General features: G+C 60.5%; 19 protein-coding genes and 3 pseudogenes. 8 read left to right on the forward strand and 14 right to left on the reverse strand.

Annotation, left to right across the window (positions count from 1 at the left end; translation table 11 throughout):
- Positions 1-106 precede the first annotated feature (106 nt).
- Positions 107-322 (reverse strand): hypothetical protein, encoded by a 216-nt coding sequence (locus ACMGF8_RS18705; RefSeq protein WP_416756946.1) that lies wholly within the window; start codon positions 320-322, stop codon positions 107-109.
- Between the two features lie 135 nt (positions 323-457).
- Between ACMGF8_RS18705 and ACMGF8_RS18710 the strand changes: the two genes are divergently transcribed.
- Positions 458-1,309 (forward strand): exonuclease domain-containing protein, encoded by an 852-nt coding sequence (locus tag ACMGF8_RS18710; protein ID WP_416756947.1) that lies wholly within the window; start codon positions 458-460, stop codon positions 1,307-1,309.
- 3 nt (positions 1,310-1,312) lie between these two features.
- Here ACMGF8_RS18710 and ACMGF8_RS18715 read toward each other — a convergent pair whose 3' ends face one another.
- Positions 1,313-1,561 (reverse strand): helix-turn-helix domain-containing protein, encoded by a 249-nt coding sequence (locus tag ACMGF8_RS18715; RefSeq protein ID WP_416756948.1) that lies wholly within the window; start codon positions 1,559-1,561, stop codon positions 1,313-1,315.
- A gap of 123 nt (positions 1,562-1,684) precedes the next feature.
- Here ACMGF8_RS18715 and ACMGF8_RS18720 point away from each other — a divergent pair, with 123 nt between their 5' ends.
- Complete coding sequence (locus tag ACMGF8_RS18720) at positions 1,685-1,900, forward strand: hypothetical protein (RefSeq protein WP_416756949.1); 216 nt, start codon at positions 1,685-1,687, stop codon at positions 1,898-1,900.
- A 681-nt stretch (positions 1,901-2,581) separates the two neighbouring features.
- Positions 2,582-2,872 (forward strand): annotated as a pseudogene (locus ACMGF8_RS18725) (energy transducer TonB); the annotation flags it as partial.
- A 217-nt stretch (positions 2,873-3,089) separates the two neighbouring features.
- On the opposite strand, the gene ACMGF8_RS18730 reads toward ACMGF8_RS18725, so the two are convergent.
- Positions 3,090-3,554, reverse strand: coding sequence for a hypothetical protein (locus ACMGF8_RS18730; protein WP_416756950.1), 465 nt, complete (start codon positions 3,552-3,554; stop codon positions 3,090-3,092).
- 354 nt (positions 3,555-3,908) lie between these two features.
- Positions 3,909-5,510 (reverse strand): recombinase family protein, encoded by a 1,602-nt coding sequence (locus ACMGF8_RS18735; protein ID WP_416756951.1) that lies wholly within the window; start codon positions 5,508-5,510, stop codon positions 3,909-3,911.
- 197 nt (positions 5,511-5,707) lie between these two features.
- On the opposite strand from ACMGF8_RS18735, the pseudogene ACMGF8_RS18740 reads away from it, so the two are divergent.
- From ACMGF8_RS18740 to ACMGF8_RS18750, 3 genes and pseudogenes are all read left to right on the forward strand, one after another.
- A pseudogene (locus ACMGF8_RS18740) lies at positions 5,708-6,205 on the forward strand (tRNA-(ms[2]io[6]A)-hydroxylase); the annotation flags it as partial.
- A 185-nt stretch (positions 6,206-6,390) separates the two neighbouring features.
- Entirely contained in the window at positions 6,391-7,101 is a 711-nt protein-coding gene (locus ACMGF8_RS18745) for a winged helix-turn-helix domain-containing protein (RefSeq protein ID WP_102864487.1), read from the forward strand.
- A complete protein-coding gene (locus ACMGF8_RS18750; RefSeq protein WP_102864488.1) occupies positions 7,102-8,391 on the forward strand; it encodes an ATP-binding protein in 1,290 nt (429 codons plus the stop codon).
- A gap of 63 nt (positions 8,392-8,454) precedes the next feature.
- Here the strand turns inward: ACMGF8_RS18750 and ACMGF8_RS18755 are convergent, their stop codons facing one another.
- The 3 genes from ACMGF8_RS18755 to ACMGF8_RS18765 all read right to left on the reverse strand — a co-directional run bounded on the left by ACMGF8_RS18755 (position 8,455) and on the right by ACMGF8_RS18765 (position 11,972).
- Positions 8,455-9,255 carry a MipA/OmpV family protein gene (locus ACMGF8_RS18755; RefSeq protein ID WP_416756952.1) on the reverse strand — a complete coding sequence of 267 codons (801 nt, stop codon included), beginning with the start codon at positions 9,253-9,255 and terminating at the stop codon, positions 8,455-8,457.
- Between the two features lie 383 nt (positions 9,256-9,638).
- Positions 9,639-11,267, reverse strand: a complete 1,629-nt coding sequence (locus tag ACMGF8_RS18760) for a serine hydrolase domain-containing protein (RefSeq protein WP_416756953.1) — start codon at positions 11,265-11,267, stop codon at positions 9,639-9,641.
- A 138-nt stretch (positions 11,268-11,405) separates the two neighbouring features.
- The gene (locus tag ACMGF8_RS18765) at positions 11,406-11,972 is read right to left on the reverse strand and encodes a GNAT family N-acetyltransferase (RefSeq protein WP_115582292.1); all 567 of its coding nucleotides are present in this window, start codon (positions 11,970-11,972) and stop codon (positions 11,406-11,408) included.
- 267 nt (positions 11,973-12,239) lie between these two features.
- Here ACMGF8_RS18765 and ACMGF8_RS18770 point away from each other — a divergent pair, with 267 nt between their 5' ends.
- Positions 12,240-12,671: an HD domain-containing protein gene (locus ACMGF8_RS18770; RefSeq protein WP_102864491.1), complete on the forward strand. Its 432-nt coding sequence runs from the start codon at positions 12,240-12,242 to the stop codon at positions 12,669-12,671.
- A gap of 33 nt (positions 12,672-12,704) precedes the next feature.
- On the opposite strand, the gene ACMGF8_RS18775 is transcribed toward ACMGF8_RS18770, so the two are convergent.
- The 4 genes from ACMGF8_RS18775 to ACMGF8_RS18790 form a co-directional block, all read right to left on the reverse strand.
- Positions 12,705-13,034, reverse strand: coding sequence for a hypothetical protein (locus ACMGF8_RS18775; protein WP_102864492.1), 330 nt, complete (start codon positions 13,032-13,034; stop codon positions 12,705-12,707).
- 53 nt (positions 13,035-13,087) lie between these two features.
- Positions 13,088-14,545: an amidase gene (locus ACMGF8_RS18780; RefSeq protein WP_207167687.1), complete on the reverse strand. Its 1,458-nt coding sequence runs from the start codon at positions 14,543-14,545 to the stop codon at positions 13,088-13,090.
- Between the two features lie 105 nt (positions 14,546-14,650).
- Positions 14,651-15,772, reverse strand: coding sequence for a polyamine ABC transporter substrate-binding protein (locus tag ACMGF8_RS18785; RefSeq protein ID WP_102864494.1), 1,122 nt, complete (start codon positions 15,770-15,772; stop codon positions 14,651-14,653).
- A 106-nt stretch (positions 15,773-15,878) separates the two neighbouring features.
- Positions 15,879-16,910 carry an AraC family transcriptional regulator gene (locus ACMGF8_RS18790; protein ID WP_180988602.1) on the reverse strand — a complete coding sequence of 344 codons (1,032 nt, stop codon included), beginning with the start codon at positions 16,908-16,910 and terminating at the stop codon, positions 15,879-15,881.
- Between the two features lie 111 nt (positions 16,911-17,021).
- Here ACMGF8_RS18790 and ACMGF8_RS18795 point away from each other — a divergent pair.
- Positions 17,022-17,360, forward strand: a pseudogene (locus ACMGF8_RS18795) (TRAP transporter large permease subunit); the annotation flags it as partial.
- Positions 17,361-17,524: 164 nt separating this feature from the next.
- Here ACMGF8_RS18795 and ACMGF8_RS18800 read toward each other — a convergent pair.
- The 3 genes from ACMGF8_RS18800 to ACMGF8_RS18810 form a co-directional block, all read right to left on the reverse strand.
- Positions 17,525-18,142, reverse strand: a complete 618-nt coding sequence (locus tag ACMGF8_RS18800) for a DNA-3-methyladenine glycosylase family protein (RefSeq protein WP_207167689.1) — start codon at positions 18,140-18,142, stop codon at positions 17,525-17,527.
- A gap of 117 nt (positions 18,143-18,259) precedes the next feature.
- On the reverse strand, positions 18,260-19,162 hold the full coding sequence (locus ACMGF8_RS18805) for an alpha/beta hydrolase (RefSeq protein ID WP_416756954.1): 903 nt from the start codon (positions 19,160-19,162) through the stop codon (positions 18,260-18,262).
- A 32-nt stretch (positions 19,163-19,194) separates the two neighbouring features.
- The gene (locus ACMGF8_RS18810) at positions 19,195-21,435 is read right to left on the reverse strand and encodes a TonB-dependent siderophore receptor (protein ID WP_207167691.1); all 2,241 of its coding nucleotides are present in this window, start codon (positions 21,433-21,435) and stop codon (positions 19,195-19,197) included.
- Positions 21,436-21,453 lie beyond the last annotated feature (18 nt).

The raw sequence follows: 21,453 nt of genomic DNA on the forward strand, positions 1-21,453 counted from the left end.
TATAGGTCTATGATAATTTGATCATATGTCTATCTGCAATAGATATCTGGTAGTGCGCGGCGTGCGTTAATCGGACTACCAGATAAGTAGACTTCTTTGATAGCAGCTACGACCTCAATTTGAGAATGCCGGCGGTGATTGCCGAGGCGTTTGTATCGAGCGCATTCAGCGCCGCGATGACGTTGCTATGCGTTTCAAGCGAACCCGTTGAGCTTGCCCACAGTGCAACTTCTTCCACTGCTGCGGCTATCGCGTGCTGGTTGTAAAGCAGTAACGTCAGTACATCAGCGGTTGCGATGTTGGCCTCTGTGTTGTCTGGCATATTGGTCATCCTTGGGTGGTTGATGAAAATTTGGCTACCGGAATATCAGGAAGATCAGTTTGCACGCATCTTCCACTGTTGATACGTTCCCGTCTGGTTCACGCCTTTTTAATCGACTGCTTTTTGGAGAAAGAAATGGATTTCACTGTCATTGACGTAGAGACAGCCAACCCGAGTCTTGCGAGCATCTGTCAGGTTGGAATCGCTGTATTTCGAGACGGTAAACTTCACGATACGTGGAGCTCCCTAGTCAACCCCAACGACTACTTTCACCCTATGAACGTATCCGTACATGGAATTGACGAAGCCATGATCTCGTCAGCACCATCTTGGCCCGAGGTTTACAGCCAAATTTTGCCTTTCGTGACGGGTCAAATTGTGGCTAGCCACATGCCGTTTGATCGCACTGCAACCCTGCGAGCTTGTCAGAATGCGGGCTTAGCGCATTTCAATTGTTCTTGGCTAGATACAGCGAAGGTGGCCCGCAGAGCATGGGGCGAATTCTCGCGGTCGGGTTATGGATTGAAAAATCTTGCGGCCACCTTTGAGATCACATTTGAGCACCACAATGCCTTGGAAGATGCGCGGGCAGCCGGAGAAATACTGCTTCGCGCAATTGCTCATACGGGGTCGACGGCTGCGGAATGGTGTTCGCTCGTTGACCAGCCACTATCAGCATTGAATCCAACAGAGCCAGTCGCGACCAATCAGGACGGTGTCTTGGCAGGTAACGTAGTGGTGTTTACCGGTGCATTGTCCATTCCACGCCAAGACGCGTCTGCTATGGCAGCAGCGGGCGGCTGCGAGGTTGGCTCTGGTGTGACCAAACAAACCACTTTATTGGTGGTTGGTGATCAGGACATCACTCGATTGGCCGGAAAGAACAAGAGCTCGAAGCACATCAAAGCTGAAGAGTTAATTTCAAAAGGTCAAAAAATTCGCATTCTGGGTGAAAGCGACTTCCAGGCATTACTGCTGCCAACATGACTGCTACAACGCTTGGATGCCGCTTTTGAAATCTTTGATCAATTCGATAACGTCACATCCAAGCACCGCGCACAGGTCGTAAATTTGGATGATGTCCAAGCGACGAACCCCTCGCTCGACATCAGACATAAACGATTGTGGCCGTCCTAAAGCAACTGAACACTGCACCTGTGTCAGCCCGGCATCGATTCGTCGTGCTTTCAGCAAAGTCAAAAAAACGTCGTATTCCGGTCTGTAGATAGCCTTCGGCATGTAGCTGTCCAGTAAATGAGCAGCCTTACAAGCTATATCTGGTTTTCAGATATCTGATTTTCAGATATTTTGTGTGATGCAAATGACCAACGCTGGGTTGGTGCATCTGATCAAGGAAACGATATGAAGCTTTACGTCGCAATGTTCATGGCGTCACTCAGCATGCCTTTGGGAAGCATGGCCGGCATTTTTGCCATGGAGCTTGGTTATGTCTGGAATATCAGGCAGGCGCTTGGCGTTGGTGTACTGGTGGGCTCTGTGATGCTGCTGATGGCGTTAATCATCTTCTTGGCCGGCGTTCCTTCGACCTTGCAGCGTCTGCGTTCCTATCGTCCTTAATGTCTCTGAGACCAATTGCCGAAGTGAGTAGATAGCCTCCCGCATCTCATTCATTAGCCGTCGGGTACGACCCACGTCGGGCATGGTCCGAAATGGGTCCTTCCATGGACAACTTCTAACCAGATCATAGAAACAGGAATAAAGATGAAATATCCGTTGATTGTTGCGTTGCTGTCGGCCTCATGCGTGGTCCAAGCTGATTATGATAATGGGGCATTGAGCTACTTCAATACACGCTTGTTGAATGTGGTTGAAACAACGGGTTGGAATTTTTCAATGGCCGTTGACCCCATCCAAATCTTCAACGACTGGCGGGCAAATCAACCGCGTGCAGAAATTAAATATTCTAAACCTGGGCTCTATCACGGTCGTATCGATAAAATCGTCGCGGACAACGGAAATGCAAACTTCATTTTAGATTTTGGAAAGAAAACGGCTGTGACCGTCACTTTGGCACCCGTTCAAGCCGCATCCTGGTCAGTGGTTGGAAAACAATTGAAGGCCGGAGAGTTGCAGTCTAATCGGGAGTTCGCTGCCAACATCGATGCAGGTCGTGAAATGTTCTTTCAATGCATGAGGGCTGAATTTGGGATTGGGGTATACCTTGTCAACTGCATCGCGCTTCCGCCGAGTATTGCATTGGGTAAAGCCCGGCCGGAAGTCATTTATGGTGCGGACGCCGCCGTAGGATTTGATGATTTGATCAAGGCCAGGGCATCAGAAGGCTGGGCTCGTCCTCCGAGCGCACGTCGCAACATGGCTACCACAGTTCAAATTGGCATGGCTGCCGATGGAACCATCACGTCGACTGAAATCACCAAATCAAGTGGTGACGCTCCATATGACCGGTCGGTAGTCGCGGCTATAAAGAATATTGGTCAATTGAATGAAGTTCAGGATATGAAGCCAAGCGACGTTAACGCACACCGTTCATTCAGCATGACACTCACACCTGACGACTTAGCTTTGTGATGATGGTCGCTCGAATGGCACTGGGTCCATTCTGTCTATGAAAACGTAGTAGATATTTTTGCTGCGCTGTTCGAGTCAGTGGAAAATAGAAACTTATATGACTGTGTGAAGCTGTTTCTAATTGTCTATACGTCAGTCGGTTAGTTCAAGTTGATTTAAAGCGCTCTCTAGGCTCGCGTGAGGCTGTTCGCGGATGTAGGTGGTGCGCCTCCAGCTGTCAAGAAATAAAAGCGCTCAAATCGCCTTGTGGGTTGCCTGTGAGGTTTCTTTGTTGGAGGGTACGTAAGTTTGGTTTTCCTTGTTTACGCCACTCTTTCAACGACGTTGTAATTTGGCGGCTTCCGCTCCAAAGTTGGTGCCTGCTTGGTTTTGATGCCGATTTGGCTAAGTACGTCATCCATTTGAAGTAACTGTCCAGGTCCTCTGCGCATTTCAAATCATGGCCGTATGGGTCGTGATCGGGCGCGATAACTGAGTAATCAACAAGCTTGCCTTCTTTTTTGAGCTTTGCGTGAATGTGTTGAAGGCTAGATTTTTTATCTTTCTTGTCATTCAGTATGAACGCATGATGGTGGTGTACACCTGTGTCATCATTTTCGACAACAGTCACTCTTAATGGAGTGTAATCTGATTTCTTTTTGTAGTAGTTATTGATGTGTGCGCTGTATTCGGAACTCGTCATTTTATCTGAGAATCTAGTTCTAACATGGTAACCTCTTGGGTGTTTTAGGGTGTGCGCCACTCCATATACCAAGATGTATAATGCCTGTAGGATGTTTTCTAGTGTGGGGTATTCAGCATTGCATTTTATGGAAGCATCCATGTAACGGTGTTGGATGTATCGTTGCTTCAATCTAGTCGTCATATTTTCTATCTTAATGCCTTTGGCATAGCCATCCTTTCTGAAGGGTTTAATAGAGAATTAAATATCCAGCCCCAAAATGCGGGCGAACCCTTGCCTACTATGGGGTTTAGCGATATTTGGTGTTTGTAAGTCACTGCTTGGAATCGAGGATCAGCTCGTGATTTTCACAATTTATATATTTTTATAAAAATCATATATCTCTTGTTCAATAGGGGAGGTGGCAACGGGTTTCAATGTTGTTTTATTATCTGAATGCTGAATAGCTAGCATGTTTTTGAAGTGTTGCAGGCGTTCTTTTGTAAGCGAACCTTCTCTATTTGCAATGAAATGAGTTTTTTCAGTTGTCGATACCTTGTATGCTTGTTTTTTTCTACAGTATCCGTCATATACGCATTTGCTAAACTCATTTCCACTGGTGTTTGATTGAGCGCGACCATCTGTATAGCAGTTTATATGATAGCCAGCGGTCTGAAGCAGTGCATTCAAACGCATCGGATCGTCTGCAATCAGTTCGTACTGGTAATCCCAAGCCTCATCGTATTTTGAGTCGTTTACGGTGTTTTCGTCGGCAATGAAAAGTCTTTCGCGTTCTAATTTTTTTCGTTCTTCAATCAGGATTGTAATTTTTGCATCTAACTCGGGAAGTGGTCCGTATTTTTCTAGCGATAGAGCGATGTTGTTGATTTTTTTGCCGATATCTTGTAGTTGACCTTCGATGACGATGTTTCTTTTCTTAGAGACGGATAGTTCTAAATTTTGCATCGCCGCTTCTACCGCCAGAGTTGCAGTGTCGTTGCAAATCTGCAAAAGAACAGGGACGGGAAAAGACTTGCTGTTTTGGCAGCGTAAATCACCATACACGCATCGAGTCGAGCAGCGCATAGAAAACGGGCTGTGCTTGTTGATTTTTACCTGCATATTTGAACCGCATTCTCCACACTTGATTAATCCTGATAAAAAATGCGTGCGCGCTGCTGTAGCAGGTTTATATTCATCGTCGAAGCGTTTTTGGACCTGATAAAACAGCTCTTCGGAAACAATTGGTGGGTAGATTTTGTATTCTTTCCAGTAGCCGATTGCAATCCTGTTTGTCAGCCATCTTCTAATTGTACTAGGGTTGATAGTGTCAAATGCCGAATTGGCGCGAATTAAGCGCCTCAGAATTCTACGTTCTCCTATACCGGATAAAGCGTCCTCGAAAGCACCTTTCATTGCAGTAGCAATTTCGTCTTTCAGTGTTCCATTTGAATTTAGCCAAATTGGGGTTCTACGTTTCGGGATACCTCCCTGTTTGGCGAGCTCCTCCCGGTTTATATAGCTTTTCTTAATACGGGCTGAAAGTGATGCAGTGTACGCGTAGGCTTGCTGAACTTTGCCTAAAAGAGACCATATTTGTTCCGATGTGATTACTGGACCGTACGTGCAGCCATCTTGCAATGTGATGATTTTAACTTTTGCTGAAATGATTTCGTGAATCAATGAAATCATTTGTGTTTCCGGCAGTCGACCAATTCGGTCGATGGCTTCGACTAAAATAACATCGCCATCTTTAATCTCACCTTGTTGTATGGCTTCAAGTAATTTTCCGAACCCATGCTTTAAATGGTCGCCTTTTGACGCAGATCGACCAAGGTCCTCGAATTTTTTTGGGTATAGCTTGTAGTCCGGATTATTATTAATCCATTCAGCTATAAGCTCCTGTTGCCTTTGTAAACTACTACCTTTACCTTGTTTTGTGCTCGAAAAACGGGCATAGCCAACCGCGTAGGGCATTTTTAGACCTTCGATATTTTTTGATTGTGGGCGTGTTGAAATCGTTAGTGCGATGAATGCATAACGACTGGGCAGTTGCGTTGAGATGAGTGATTTATATCATGCGTTTTTCGGTTTCTAAACATTGGTCGGAAATATATTGAGCTGTAACCAATTGGCGAGGCAACGAAGTTCGTAGTGGTAATGCAGATATTAGCGAGTTCAAGGCCGCCAGCACCGCCCTGAGCCTGATCGCCAAGTACCATTCCCATGTCGACCTGATCAACATGATGTCGCGTCTGGCCCGGGAAGAACTGGTGCACCACGAACAGGTCATGCGCCTGATGAAACGACGCAAGGTCGAGCTGCGCCAACTGCATGCCGGGCGCTACGCCTCGGGCCTGCGCAAGGTGGTGCGCAGCCATGAGCCGGTGAAGCTGGTGGACACCCTGGTGGTCGGCGCTTTTATCGAAGCCCGCAGTTGCGAGCGCTTCGAAGCCCTGGTGCCACACCTGGACGAGGAGTTGGGCAAGTTCTATTTCGGCCTGCTCAAAAGCGAGGCCCGGCACTATCAGGGCTACCTGAAGCTGGCCTACCAATATGGCGACGCCAAGGACATCGCCCAGGTGATCGACAAGGTGCGGGCCGCCGAGCAGGAGCTGATCGAGTCCCCGGACCCGGAGTTCCGCTTCCACAGCGGCGTACCGGCCTGGTAAGGCACAACCCTTGTGTCGCTGCCCTTGTGTAAAAACAGGGGCAAATTGTTAAAAACTCTTAAAAGAATGAAACTTTGCGCAAAACCGCGATAAGTCGCTGGTTTTGCCACGACCTTAGCCTTTTTTTAACCTCGGTCCTTCTATAATGCGCGCACTCAAAATTGTGTGCTTGCGAACGGGAAGGTATGGAAAACCTGGGTCTTGGCAAAGTCCTGCTGGTGGAAGATGACGAGAAGCTCGCCGGGCTGATTGCCAGCTTCCTGTCCCAGCATGGCTTTGAAGTGCTGACGGTGCACCGGGGCGATGTGGCCTTGGCGGCGTTTCTCGAATTCAAACCGAAGCTGGTGGTGCTCGACCTGATGTTGCCGGGCCAGAGTGGCCTGCACGTGTGCCGGGAAATCCGCGCCGTGGCCGATACCCCGATTGTCATCCTCACCGCCAAGGAAGACGACCTGGACCACATTCTCGGCCTGGAGTCCGGCGCCGACGACTATGTGATCAAACCCATCAAGCCGGCGGTGCTGCTGGCGCGGCTGCGGGCCCTGCAGCGGCGCCAGGTGCCGGAGTCGAGCGCCTTGCGCGGGGCCCTGGAGTTCGGCGTGCTGAGCATCGACCGCAGCAGCCGCGAGGTGCGTCTGTCCGGCGAGCCGATCGAACTGACCACCATGGAGTTCGAGCTGCTCTGGCTGCTGGCCAATGCGGCAGGCAAGACCCTGTCCCGGGATGACATCCTGAACCGCATGCGCGGCATCGAGTTCGACGGTCTGAACCGCAGCGTCGACGTCTACATCAGCAAATTACGCGGCAAGCTCAAGGACAACCCGCGCGAGCCGGTGTGCATCAAGACCGTGTGGGGCAAGGGCTACCTGTTCAATCCATTCGCCTGGGAGATTTGAATGCTGCGGCTGTTTCTGGGGCTCTACCTGTTCCTGGCCTTAGGCTTTGCCGGAGCCATGACCGCGGTGCAACACATCTTCCTCAACTACCTGGCGGTGGACCTGATCGAGGCCTACAACCGCGATGCGGTGCGCGGGCCGGCCTATAGCCTCAGCGAGCAGCTGCGGCCCTTTGACGAGGCCGGGCGTCAGCATCAACTGGAGTTGCTCAAACCCCATTACGGGCTGGGGCTCAAGCTGGTGCAGGCCGGCGAGCTGGACCTCAACCAGAAGGAGCGGGCGCTGCTGAGTGCCAAGCAACTGGTGGTCCGGGATGATTTCAACGAATTCATTTCCAGCATCGACGACGGTCCCCAGTTACTGAGCATCAAGCTGCCGGAAGACCCACCCCTGACCCTGCTGTACAACATCGCCGCCTATGCCTTGCTCGGCACGCTGCTGGCCATCGTCCTGTACTTCTGGGTGCGCCCGCACTGGCGCGACCTGGAGCGCCTGCGCCTGGCCGCCGAGCGTTTTGGCGGCAATGACCTCAGCACCCGCCTGCAACTGTCCCAGCGTTCCAACATTCGCGACCTGGCCCAGCACTTCAACCGCATGGCGGCGCGCATCGAGGGCCTGATCGCCAACCAGCGCGAGCTGACCAACGCGGTGTCCCACGAGTTGCGCACGCCCATCGCGCGGCTGTCTTTCGAGCTGGACCAGTTGCAGCAGCAACCGGACCCGGAGGAAAACCGCGAACTGATCGCCGACATGTACGCCGACCTTGGCGAACTGGAGGACATGGTCTCCGAGCTGTTGTCCTACGCCAGCCTGGAGCACGGCGCGGCCACCATCAGTCGCGAGAATATCCAGGCCCAGAGCTGGCTCGACAGCGTGGTCGGCAGTGTCGCCCTGGAGGCGGAAGCGGCGGGGGTGCAGTTGCTGATCCGCTCCTGCCAGGTCGAGTACGTGCGGATCGAGCCACGCTTCATGGCCCGGGCGGTGATCAATCTGTTGCGCAACGCCATTCGCTACGCCGACCGGCGGGTGGAAGTGTCCCTGGTCCGCCTGGAGCAGGGCTACGAAGTGCGGGTCAATGATGACGGGCCCGGCGTGCCGGTGGACGGACGGGAGAAAATCTTTGAACCCTTTTCCCGGCTCGACGCCAGCCGCGACCGGCGTACCGGTGGCTTCGGCCTGGGCCTGGCCCTGGTGCGACGGGTTTCCCAGTGGCATGGCGGCAAGGTCGAGGTGGTGGATTCGGAGTGGGGCGGGGCCTCGTTTCGCCTGACCTGGGCCCATGTCGATTAGCGGCAGCGGCAAGCTTCAAGCCGCCAGTTCGCTGCTTGCCGCTTGCCGCTCGAAGCCTACCGCTTAAAAGCTGTACTCAAGCTGGGTGCCCAGCACCGTCTGCATGCGCCGATCGACGATCGGACTGTCGCCGGCTTCCTTGCCCAGGTACTGCAGGGACAGCAGGGTCGAAAGCTTGGTCTGCTCGTTGAGGGGCAGGCTCCATTCCAGGTCCAGGCCATTGCTCACCAGCCCGCCCTTGGCGCGGTAGGCGCTGAAGCGGCTGTTGGCGGCCTGGGTGCCGCTCACGCCGTACCAGGTCTGCATATAGTCGGCATTGCCGAACAGGCTGTTGAGGCTGGCATCGAGGCTGCCCAAACGTCCCTCGTACAGGTTGGTGCCAATGCTCAGCTGCAGCTGGCTGTAAGCCGAACCGGTGTCCTTGTTGTCATTCTTCTTCACTGCGTGGGTCACCGTGGCTCCCAGTTCGAACGGGCCCAGGTCGTAACCCAGGTGTGCGCCGAACTGTGCACGTGACTTGATCTGGCCCATGCCCTTGAGCCGCTTGGAGCCTTGGCCCAGGTGGTTCTTGTCGCGCCGTTCTTCGCTGGGGCCGACCCAGGTGCTGAACGACAGGTCGCCCCATTCATGGCCCCAGCCCAGTCCCTGGTCGGTGTTGAGGAAGAGGCCATAGGGGCTGATGATTTCGCCGCCGAAAATCGGCGCCACGGTGCGCTCGTCACTGCCGCTGTAGCGCGGCACGCTGGCCACACCGCCGCGCACGCCATATTTCCAGTCCTCGGCATGCAGCGCTGCAGACCCTGTGGCCAGGCCGAGGGGGCCCGCCCAAAGGGCGACGGTGGTGCAGCGTTTCAGGCTTTTCATAGTGTTTTAGAACCTCAGGTAGTGGGGGGTGTAGATACGTTTGAAGGAGTAGCCGAGGACGTTGACCCCGTTGACCTGGCGGCGCACGGTGTCGCCCAGCCCGGGGCCATGGCCGGCAATCACCGCATGGGCGTTGTCCACCGGAGCCAGGATGTAATCGGTGAGGGTGCGACCCTGTTGCAGGCTGCGGATCATCAGGAAGCCGTCTTCCAGGGCGATGCTGACGCCGTTCACGGGGGCGTTGGCTTCGTCATCGTTGAGGGCGTGATAGGTGCCGACCATGGCCAGCCAGTTGTCGGGCAGGGGCACCGGGTCGATCCGTTCCCCCATGGCCAGTAGCTGGCCGTGGCGCTTGGCGGTAAACACCCGGTTGCCCTGAACGTTCATGACGTCCAGTTGCACCCGCCCCAGGTCGCCCAGGTCCTGCTGCCACAGGCCGAGGATTTTCTTCTGCGCCCGCAGCCAGCCGTGTTCGTCGCGCAGCAGCTCGAAGCGCGTGCCGGCCAGTTCGCCAAACAGCCGCTGGTTCTGGTCCTTGATGCGCAGCACGCCCCAGGTCGTGGCATAGAACCCCGCCAGATGCTGGCGGTCGGCGGCTTCCGGCACCCGGCGCCGCGGGGGGGCTGGTCGGAGCCGTTCTGGTCTGAGCCCTTCTGGTCAGTGCGACTCTGGACGGAGCTACTCAGTAGAGGGCTATCCACTACGGAGCTATCCACTACGGAGCTATCCAGTACGGAGCCATTCGGGACGGAGCCATTCTTGACGGAGCCATTCTTGACGAAGCCATCCTGGCCGGAATCGTGCTGAACGCAGCCCTGCTGAACAGGGCCGGCTTGCATCCCTCCGGGGGCGCCATGGGCCTGCTGCAGCATGCGCAGAATCTGCGGCACCAACGGCTGGGCCAGGGCTGCGCCGGAGCCGGAATTGCTCATCACGATCACCGCCAGTTGCTGCTCCGGGAGCACGCTGATCCGGGCGTGGAAATCATCGCCGGAGCCACTGCGCTGCCAAGTGCCAACCCCCGGGTTGACCCACTCATCGCCACAGGGCGAGAGGAACCAGCCCAGGCCCACCTGACAATCGAAATCCAGCGGGTTGCCGCTGTTCTGCGGACGCACCATCTCCTTGATCGAGGCCGGCGAGAGCAACGCCTGGTGCTTGTAGCTGCCCTGGGCGAAGAGCATGCGCACGAAGTGGCTCAGGTCCCGTGGATTGCTCCACAAGCCAGCGGCGGACAGGTCGCGCACCAGGACATCATTGCTGCGGGAGCCGTCGGTATAGCCTTGGGTGCGGTAGGGTTGTGCGCCGCTGCCGCCTATGAAACTCGACTGGCTCATGCCCAGCGGGCGCAGCAGGCTTTTTTGCAATTGCATCTCGAAATCCAGGCCGCTGCTGCGTTCCACCGCCGCGCCCAGCAGGGCGTAGCCCAGGTTGGAGGGGGCGGTCCGGGTGCCCGGGGCATTGTTCAGCCAGACCCCGCTGACCTTTCTCGGCAGCTCGTTGAGGGCCTGGGGCGTACGTGAATCGCGCAGGTACTCGGCGGGCATCCCGGCCTGATGGCTGAGCAGACGGCGCACGGTCACGGCCTGGTCGGCGGCGTTCTGGTCCTGGTGAAAGCGCGAGCGGACGTAGAATTCCTTGAGGCTGTCCTGCAGGGGCGCATCCAACTGCAGGCGTCCCTGTTCCACCAGTTGCATGACCGCCGTAGCGGTCAGCAACTGCGACAGGGCGCCGGCACGAAACGCGGTGTTCTCGGTCACCTGCAGGCCCCGTGCCTGGTCGGCAAACCCGAAGCCCCGGGCCCAGATCAGCTCCTGGCCGTCCACCAGGGCGATGGACAGCCCCGGGACCTGGTGCTCGGCCATCTCCCGGGGGATGTACTGCTTCAAGTAGCTGATGATGCTGGCGTAGTCGCCGGGCGCTATGACCGGCGGCGCAGGTGGTTGGCCATTGCAGCCGAGGCTGCTCAGCAGGATGCCCAGCAGTGGCAGGCCGAGAAGTTTGGGGGACATGCAGCACCCGACCGGAAATTCGATGAGCGGATGCTAGGGAAGGGCGCCTGAGGAGTCTTTGGCAGCTTTGTCTGGAAACTGTCAAAGAGTGTTAAGCGAAGGCGGCCGCGCCTCGGACCGAGGCGCGGCTTGGGCGGGTTACAGCTCCAGGCTGTGGATCACCTGGGTGGCATCGTCGGGGTCGATGGCGCTGCGCATACCGAGGGTCTTCGCCAGGCGGCGCATGCTGTAGTTGGCGGCGCTGTCCACCGAATACAGCTGCTGGAAGCCATTGCTACGGGCTTCGTCGATCAGATGCTGCATCAGCAGGGCACCGAGGCCCTTGCCTTGCCATTGATCGGCGATGGTCACGGCAAACTCGCAGCGCCAGGGTTGGTCGTCGACCTGGGCATAGCGGCTGATGCCGACTTCCCGCAGCTCGCCGTTGTCGTGGACCAGGGCCACGTAGGCCACCCGTTGCGGGGTGCCGACGTCCATCAGTTGATCCAGCAACTGATCGCCGACTTCCTTGACCTCACCGAGAAAGCGCTGGTGCCGGGTGACGGGGGAGAGGTTTTCGATAAAGGCCTTTTCCCGGCCCCGGTCTTCAGGGCGCAGCGGGCGGATCAGCACATGGCTGCCGTCGCTCAGGGCGTCGATCCAGTATTGGCCTTGCTGGGCCGGAAAGGGCGGTTGGGCGAGGACATCGAGGGCGCTGCTGGACATGATCAAGTCTCCGGGGAAGCAAAGGGCAGGTGATTGCCACAAGCTTTACTCCGCCCGCGATCCGGGCGCTTGATCGGCATCAATGTCCGCTGCTGTCGCGCCGCGACTGGCGATCACCGGTCATGGCCCCATCCGCTGCCTATCAGGTGGACGGGCAGATGGTCGACGCGCCAGTGCTGCAACAGGCCCGGCGTCTGCTGGCCCTGGCCTGAACCGGTCGGGTTAGTATGGCCCCGGCATTGTTGCCAAGATCCGGAGCCACCGCCCATGAGTACCCTGGAACGCGCCATCGCCATTGCCGCCCGGGCCCATGCCGGGCAAGTCGACAAGGGCGGGGCGCCCTATATCCTCCATCCCCTGCGGGTCATGCTGCGGCTGTCCGAGCCCCGGGAACAGCTGGTCGCGGTGCTCCATGACGTCATCGAAGACAGCCCGGTGACCCTGGAACAACTGCGCGGCGAAGGTTTCAGTGAAGAGGTGCTGCAGGCCCTGGCGGCGCTGACCAAGGTCGAGGGCGAGGACTATCCGGGGTTTATCCGCCGCGCGGCACAGAATCCTTTGGCGCGACGGGTAAAGCGGGCGGACCTGGCGGAGAACAGTGACCTGTCACGCATCCCTGAGCCCAGTGACGATGACCGGCGGCGCCTGGAGAAGTACCGCCAGGCCATCGAGTACCTCGATAGCCTGGACCGGCCTTGAGCCGCTAACCCAGGGCCAGCGGCGCCGGGGCGTTCAGTTGCTGTAGCTGGAAAGGGCGACTTCGGCGTTGCGCGCCGGTGGCTTGCTGCCCCGGGTGCGCCAGTGTTCGATCAGGGCGCGACCATGGGCCAGGCCGGCTTGCAGGGCGGCTTCGGTGCTGGCGTAGTCGTTGCCGTAGGGCGGGCAGGCAAAGTGCACGGAAAAGCACGGGTGCTGGCCATGGCCGGTGAGCCGCCCGACGTAGCTGAAGCTGGCACCGGATTGATGTGCATAGAGACTCGGTGAACTCGGCTCACGAATGATCATCACGTAGATGTCGTGGTCGAATTGAGTGTCTTGATACCAACTGCTAGAAGACTCCATGGTCCACCTCCTTGTCCGTAAAGCGGCGCGTTGTTGCTGCGTCAGCGGGTTGTTCAGTGCAGTTCACGCCCGGGGGCGTCCAGCAGGCCGGCGGGGTGAGCGAACACCCCGGCAGGCAGCAGTTTTTCCAGGGCCCGGGCGGCCCGCAGGACCCATTCGTCACGGCCGAAGCGGGCGACGATCTGCAGGCCTATGGGCAGGCCGGCGGCGCTCAGGCCGCAGGGCATGCTCAGCGCCGGTTGGCGGCTGAAATTGAACGGGAAGGTGGTGGGCTGCCACATGGCGCTGATCTGCTCCGGCCAGTCGGGCGGCATCTGGCGCTCCACGGCGAAGGGCTCGACCACCGCAGTGGGGGTCAGCAGCAGGTCGTAGTCGCCGAGAAAGTCATGCAGTTGTTGCGCGACCCGATGCCGCTCCTGCACCGCGCAGGCGTAATCCAGGGCATTGAGCTGGCGTGCGCGGACCTGGGCCTGCTGGAGGAAGTCGCCGACCAGGTGCTGGCGCTCCAGCGGGATTTCCTCGGCCATGGCGCTGGCCACTTCCACCGGCCAGGCCCGCAGGTAATTCGCGGCCGGCTGGCCGATGTCCGGCGAGGCCTGGACCACCGTTGCCCCGGCCTGCTGCAGCAACTGGGCAGCGGCCAGGCAACGGGCGGCAATCTGCGGATCGACATGGGCGGCATGGCCCAGGTCGGCGCTGAAGGCGATGCGCAGGCCGCTGATGCCGTCCTCGATGCCGGACAGGAACTGGCCGGGAGCATGGGGCCAGGCGAAAGGTTCATCAGGCTCATGGGCGCTCATCAGCTCCATCAGCAGGGCGATATCCCGTACATGCCGGGCAATCGGTCCTTCGGCGGCCATGCCCCCCGGGTCGATGCTCGGGCAGGCGGACACCAGGCCATGGCTGGGCTTGAAACCGATCACCCCGCAAAAGCTCGACGGGGTGCGGATCGATCCGGCGGCATCATTGCCGGTGGCCGCCGGGGCGTAACCGGCGGCCACGCCAGCGGTGCTGCCGCCACTGCTGCCACCGGCATGCAGGGCCAGGTTCCAGGGGTTGCGGGTGATGCCGGTCAGCGGGCTATCGGTCAGCGGCGTGCTGCCCAGTTCCGGCAGGGTAGTCTTGCCAATGAAGATGGCTCCTGCTTCGCGCAGCCGCGCCACCAGGCTGGTGTCACGGGGCATGGGCGGGCGGTCGGCCAGCGCCCTGGAGCCGCTGCGGGTGTGCCAGCCCTGGATGTCGCTGTTGTCCTTGACCAGGATCGGGATGCCGTCCAGCCGGCCCAGCGGTTGCCCGGCGGCCCAGCGCGCGGTAGCCGCCTGGGCGGCGGCGAGAGCGGCCGCGTCCTGGCGCTCGCAAAGGGCGTTGAGTTGCGGCTCATGGCGTTCGATCCGGGCCAGCACCGCGTGCAGCAGATCCACCGGGGTGAACTGCCGGGCGGCAAAGCCGTGCAGCAATGCCTCGATGGACAGCAGGTGCAGGGCCGGTGTGCTGGACGGGGATAACGACATGGGCAGCTCTTCTATCAAGGCCGTGGGGCGCCGGTGGCGGGCCAACGGGCAAGGGCTGCGGACGCGCCGCTGGTGGCGGCCCGCAAACCCTTGAGGGTCAAAAACTCAGCGGCCACTGGTGACCTTGACCCAGGTCCGGGTCCGGGTGCGTTCGGCCTTGGCCGGCAGCGGTGCCAGGGGGTACAGGCGGGTCATGGTCTCGGCGCTGGGGAACAGGTCCGGGTTGTCCAGCAGCGTCTGCTGGATGAACGGTTTGGAGTCGGTCACGCCATTGGGGTAGCCGACGTAGTTGCTGATGGAGGCGATGACTTTCGGTTCCATCAGGTAATTGAGAAAGGCGTGGGCGGTGTCCACGTGCTTGGCGCCGGCGGGAACGGCCACGGTGTCGATCCACACCAGGGTGCCTTCCTTGGGAATGCGCATTTCAATGTGCACGCCGTTCTTGGCTTCGTTGGCGCGGTTGGCCGCCTGCAGGAAGCCGCCGGAGTAGCCCACGGCCACGCAGATGTTGCCGTTGGCGATATCGCCCATCCACTTGGCGCTGTGGAAGTAGCGCACATAAGGACGCAGCTTGAGCAGCAGGGCCTCGGCCTTGCGGTAGTCCTCGGGGTTCTGGCTGTTGGGGTCCAGGCCCAGGTAGTGCAGGGCCAGGGGCAGCATCTCGGCAGGCGAGTCGAGGAAGGTTACGCCGCACTGGCTGAGCTTCTTCAGGTTCTCTTCCTTGAACACCAGGTCCCAGCTGTTGACCGGGGCATCGCTGCCCAGCAGTTCCTGGACCTTGTCGCGGTTGTAGCCGATCAGGTTGGTGCCCCACATGTAGGGGATCACGTAGCGGTTGCCCGGGTCGCTCTGCTCCAGCAGCTTCATCACCGCCGGGTCGAGGTTCTTCCAGTTCGGCAGTTGGCCACGGTCCAGGGGCTGGAAGGCGCCGGCGCTGATCTGCTTGCTGACGAAACCGCTGGAAGGCACCACCACGTCGTAGCCGCTGTTGCCGGTCAGCAGTTTGGCTTCCAGCACTTCATTGCTTTCGAAGATGTCGTACTTGACCTTGATCCCGCTCTGGGCCTGGAAGTCCTTGATGGTGTTGGGAGCGATGTACTCCGACCAGTTGAAGATGTTCACCGTGCGCTCGGGGGCGGCGTGGGCGCTGAAGCTGGCGCTCAGGGCCAGGGCGCTCAGGGAGCAGCTCAGGGCCAGGCGGGTGAGGGCGGTATGCAGCGATTTCATGCGACAACTCCATGTCTGAAATGAGCGGGACCTTCCGGGTGGATCATTCTTGGCCGGATAGGTCCCTGAGAGAATGTTGGCAACGGTCAATAGGGGATATTTAGCGTCAATCTTCAGCGCAGTCCGAGAGCGGGCCGAGCTGGCCGGCCAACTGCCGGAAGCGCCCGGGAGCAACGCCGCTCCAGCGTTGGAAGGCATGGCGGAAACTTGCGGTTTCCTTGAAGCCCAGGGCTTCGGCGATGCGGTAGATGGGCAGGCTGTGCTGGCCCAGCAACTGTTGCGCCCGGGCATAGCGCAGCTCATCGAGCAACTGCTGATAGCTGGTGTCCTGGGCCCGCAGGCGTCGGCGCAGGGTGCTCGGGGAGCAATGCACCTGGCGCGCCAGGCTGTCGAAGTCCGGCACCGCGTGCAGCTGTTCATTGAGGATGCGCCGCACCTGATCGATCCAGGTCGGCCGGGCGCTGAGCTCTTCGTTGAGGCGGATGCAGCGTTGCAGCATGTCGTTCTGGGTCACCAGGTCCGCCAGGGGCAGGCGCCGGTCCAGCCATTCCAGGTCAAAGCCGATGGCATTGCGCCCGGCGTTGAACTGCACCGGGCAATTGAACGCCTGCTCGTAGCTGTCCAGATAGGGTTGCGGCGGGTGCTTGAGGTGCACCTCGCGCAGCGGCAGCTTGCAGCCCAGCAGGTCCTGGCAGGTGACCCGGTAGGACGACATGCAGAAGTCGGTGTTGAACACCTCAAGTTCGGTTTCGCTGTACTGGTCGGCGGTGAGCCAGGCCAGGCCGTCGCGGATCTGCAGGTCGAGGTGGAAGAAGGTGCCCAGCAGCAAGGGGTAGCGCAGCGCCAGGGACCAGCCTTCGCGCAGGGTGGCGCTGGTCAGCAGGGTCAGGCCGAACATGCCGTAGGCGCTGATATGCAGGTTGCGTCCCAGCACCAGCCCCAGGTCCTGGCGAAAGGCCACGGCGTTGCTGAACACGCGCATTTCCTGGCTGATGTTGATCAGGCTGTTGGGCAGCTCCAGGTCGGCCAGCTGGATGCCACTGCCTTCGAGCAGCACCTCGGGCGATACATCGCTGTCGCGAAAGGCGTCCAGCACCGCTTGGGTGGTGTGCAGGGTGGTCAGGCGAAGAGCGGCCATCGGCGATCTCAGATTGATAGCGGGAGGCGTGACTTTAGGGGTTACGCGCGCGCGGTTCAATTGCCCACTTGCAGGCGCTGGCACGCCGGCGAAGGCGTCGGCCTGGCCCACGCCAACGCCTGCGTCGGCCATATCCGCGGCGGCCTGGCGTTTGCCGCGGTACTGGCCTGCATGCTGTTCGCCGCGTTGTCCGGTTCGTCGCCGGCCACGGTGGCGACGGTGGGCTCGATTGCCGTGGCGGGTACGGTGCGCTCCGGCTACCCCAAGGAATTCGGCGCCGGGATCAACTGCAACGCCGGGACCCTGGGCATCCTGATTCCGCCGTCGATCGTCATGGTGGTGTACTCGGCCTTCGTCGCGCTGTTGGTGTACCGCGGCATGACGCTGCGCGACTGCGCCAAGGCGTTGCTGGAGTCGGGCCGACTGTCGATCCTGCTGCTGTTCCTGATCCTGGTGACCTAGGTGCCGCTGATCTCCCTGGCCTTGCCCAACTGGCTGCGCTGGCTGTCTGTAGCCGCTGCCGCAGGCTGCGAACGACTGCGAAGCAGGCGCCGCTCTTGAGGTCCCTGAAGCCCCTTCGGGGCTTTTCGCAGCCTGCGGTAGCGGCTACAGGGTTAGGGTTGGTGGGGCGGTACGCGCCACAGGTACCAGGCGGCGGTGGTGCGCCAGGGGCTCCAGGCCTGGCCGATCTGGCGCAGCTGGCGGGGGCTGGGCGGTTGCTCCAGGCCCTTGAGACGGCGGTAGCCTTCGCGTACGCCAAAGTCGTCCACCGGCAAGATGTCCTCGCGCTCAAGGCTGTAGATCAACAGCATCTCCACGGTCCAGCGGCCAATGCCAGGCAGTTGGGTCAGGCGCTCTATCAGCTGTTCATCGTCCAGGCCACGGGCGCTGGCGGCATCGGGGACGCGGCCGTCGAGGGTGGCTTGAGCGATGCCGTGCAGGGTCGCCACCTTGCGTGCGGAGAAGCCGCAGCCGCGCAGGCGCTCCAGGCTGGCATCGGCCAGTTGCCGGGGCGTGGGGAAGGCTTGCCCGGGAAACAAGGCGCGCAGGCGGCCGAGTATCGCGTCGCCGGCGCGGGCATGCAGTTGCTGGTAGGCCACCGCGCGCACCAGCGCCTGATAAGGCTCGCGCTCTGGGCGGGGCTGGTGCAGGCAGGGGCCGACGGCGGCGATCAGTGCGGCCCAGTCGGCATCCAGTGCGGCAAGGAAACGAGTGGCGGGGCAGGTGGGCATTGGCGATCCGGAACATGTGGCGGGGCGAGCGGCAGATTAGCCCGCCGCCCCAAGGCTTGCACCCCGTCTCTTGCGCTGGAACTCGGCGCCCGGGCCTTGCACCCGGGCGCAGGGTTTTCAGTCCTTGGCCGCCGGCAGGTAGAGCCGCTGCAGCACGTAGTGCAGCGACGCCGCCAGGGTTTGGCCATGGCCGAGTTTTTCGAAGCTGTGGTAGTCCAGGGCCAATCCTGGCACCTGGGCCAGTTGCGCCTGCAACTGGCGGGCGCGCTGGTCGGCCTCGGGCCCCGCTGGCTGACGCGGGTTGCCCGGCTCGGCGCCGCCACGCATCAGCAACAGTTGTGCACGCTGGCCGTGAAGGCGCCCGGCCAGGCCCTGGGCCTGAGTCAGGATCAGGCCGTCGCCCCACCACAGCGAAGGACTCGCAGCGGCGTAGTGGCGAAACTCCTGGGGCCGGGCGAACAGCGCTTGCAGCACCAGCAAGCCGCCATAGGAATGGCCCCACAGGGTCTGCTGCGCCGGGTCGATCGGCGCCTGCGCCGCCACGGCCGGGCGCATGCGCTCGCGCAACAACTGCAGGAAGGCCTCGGCGCCGCCGCTGGGCTGCCCGGTCAGTGGGTCTTGCTGCTGCGCCAGGCCCGGCTGCTGGGGGGTGTAATCGTAGGTGCGGGCGTTGCGCTCGATGCGCAGCGGGGTCTGGTAACCCACCGCCACCAGCAGCGGCGCCGGACTCCGGTCCAGGCGCTTGAGCTGCTCGGGGTCCAGAGCGCCGAGGGCGGCGTTGCCATCGAGCATCCACAGCACGGGGTAGCCCTGGGGCGGCGGCGCCTGCAACGGCTGGCCGATCCACAGCTGGTAGTGGCGCTGGCCGTCGACGGAATCCAGTTGCAGGCTGCTGAAGCGGTAGGGCAGGTCCTGGCGCTGTAGCAGGCTGCGGTCCATGGGCTGGTCCGGGGCGGGGGCGGTCAGGGCCGTTCCCGCAAGGCCCCAGGCCAGGGCCAGGGGCAGAACAAAACGTCTCATCAGGCGTTCTCGGCGGGGGCTGGGTGATGACATCAGAACGATGCGCTCAGGCTGGTGTACAGGGTGCGCCCGGGTTCGTTGTAGGTGGCGGCGCCGGCCCCGGCGATGTTGTTCACGCCCTGGGCATTGCCTTCACGGAACAGGCGTTTGTCGAACAGGTTGTCGACCCCGGCAGTGACGCTCAGGTGGCGGGTCAGGGCGTAGGTGCCGCTGACCCCGGCAATGGCGTAGGGCGCCAGTTGCTGGGTAGCGCTGCCGGTGACCCGGTCGCCGTGGTAGTCGTACTTCTTCGGCGTCTGCTGGCCATACCAGGCCACGCTGGCCTGCAACGACAGGTCCTGGGTGGCCTGCCAGTCGAGCATCGAGTTGAGGGTGTAGCGCGGGGTCACCGAGAGGTAGTCGCCGGTCTGCTTGTTCTTCGATTGCAGCATGTAGGTGAAGTTGTTGTTCCAGGTCAGTTGGCTGGCCAGGGGAATGGTCAGGGTGCCTTCCAGGCCTTCCACCAGGGCCTTGGGCACGTTCTCCCACTGGTAGATCGCTGCGTTGCGGTAGGCGCCGCTGCCGCCGCTGGCCCGGCTCACCGGGGCCAGGCCGGATTCGACCTTGTTCTTGTAGTCGTTGCGAAAGTAGGTCAGGCCGGCGACCCAGCCGTCGGCCTTGTATTCCAGGCCCAGTTCCTTGTTGACGCTGGTTTCCGCCTTGAGCCGGTCGTTGCCCTGCAGGTAGCAGCTGGTGCTCTGGCCATAGCAGCCCTGGCCGCGGCTGTAGAGCAGGTAGTCGGCGTTGAGCTGGTACAGGTTCGGTGCCTTGTAGGCCCGGGCGATGCCAGCCTTGAGGGTCAGGGTGTCGCTCAGGGCATGGGACAGGTTGAGGGACGGGCTCCAGTTGTCGCCGACGATGCTGTGATGGTCGAAACGCAGGCCCGGGGTGAGCATGGTGCCCGGGCGCAGTTCGATGTTGTCTTCGGCGAACAGCGAGAAGATCTGCGCGCTGGACTGGGTGCTGCGGTTGCTGCTGCTCAGGCCGCCCACGGCGCCGCCTTCGCTGGTGCTCTGGGTGTTGGCGCTGGGGTCGTCGAGCTTCTGCTGGGACCATTCGCTGCCCAGGGTCAGGGTCTGCTCGAAGCCTGCGTGCAGCGGCAGGTTGACTTCGCCATGGGCGGTCAGGTCGCGCAGCACCGCAGTGTAGAACTCGCTGTTGCTGAAGATGCCTTCGGTGCCGCCGGCCAGGCCTTCGTTGATCCGCGTGTTGCGGGTCTTCTCGTATTGCAGGTAGGCCATGGAGCTGCCGAAGTCCCAATCGCCACGATGGGTCAGGGCGTAGGTTTCGCGGTAGCTGCGGTTGGTCTCGTGGCCCAGCAGGTTCTGCACATTCTTGTTGCTGTTGGTGTTCTGGGTATCGCCGGTGTAGATATTGCCCTGACGGCTGAAACCGGCCTCGAAATCCAGGGTCTGGTCCGGAGTCATGCGCCAGCTCAACAGGCCATTGAGGTCCTTGTTGCGTACGCCTTCGCGGCCGGCGGGCAGGGTGCCGACCTGGTTGCCGGTGCGCAGGGATTCATGGCCGGCGTTGATATCGGCGTCGTCGGAGTCGGTCTTGGCCACGTTACCGTAGACCCGGAAGCTCAAGGTGTCGGTGAGCGGGCCGTTGAGGCCGAAGCTTGCGCGCTGGGTGGCGCCTTCGTCCTTGTGGGTCGGGAACGAGCTGTAGAGCGTGGCGTTGCCGTGGGTCTGGCTGCCGGCCTGCTTGGTGATGATGTTGATCACCCCGCCAGCGGCACCGTTGCCGTAGCGGGCCGCCGCCGGGCCGCGGATCACTTCGATGCGTTCGACCTGATCGGCCGGCACCCAGTTGCTGTCGCCGCGGCTGTCGCGCTCGCCGCGCCAGCCGTAGCGCACCGAGTTGCGGCTGCCCACCGGCTTGCCGTCCACCAGGATCAGGGTGTTTTCCGGGCCCATGCCGCGGATGTCGATCTGCCGGTTATTGCCGCGCTGGCCGCTGGTGGAGTTACCGGTGAGGTTGACCCCAGGCATGGTGCGGATGATCTGCGACAGGTCGTTGGCCGGCGGGCGCTTCTGGATGTCCTCGGCGGTGATCACCGAGACCCCCGGTGCCTGCTTGGTTTCTTCCTTGGCGGTGGCGATGACGCTCTGGGGTTCCAGCTCCAGGACCGGCGGGGTCGAGCCTGCATTGGCGGCCTGCACCGCGTGGCTGAGCAGGCAGCAGCCGGACAGCAGGAAGGGGGCGAAAGGACGCAGCGAGCGCATGGACATCGGTGATCTCCGGACAGA

This window comes from Pseudomonas sp. BNK-7, from assembly GCF_048072025.1.
In the GTDB taxonomy this organism is placed as follows: domain Bacteria; phylum Pseudomonadota; class Gammaproteobacteria; order Pseudomonadales; family Pseudomonadaceae; genus Aquipseudomonas; species Aquipseudomonas danubii.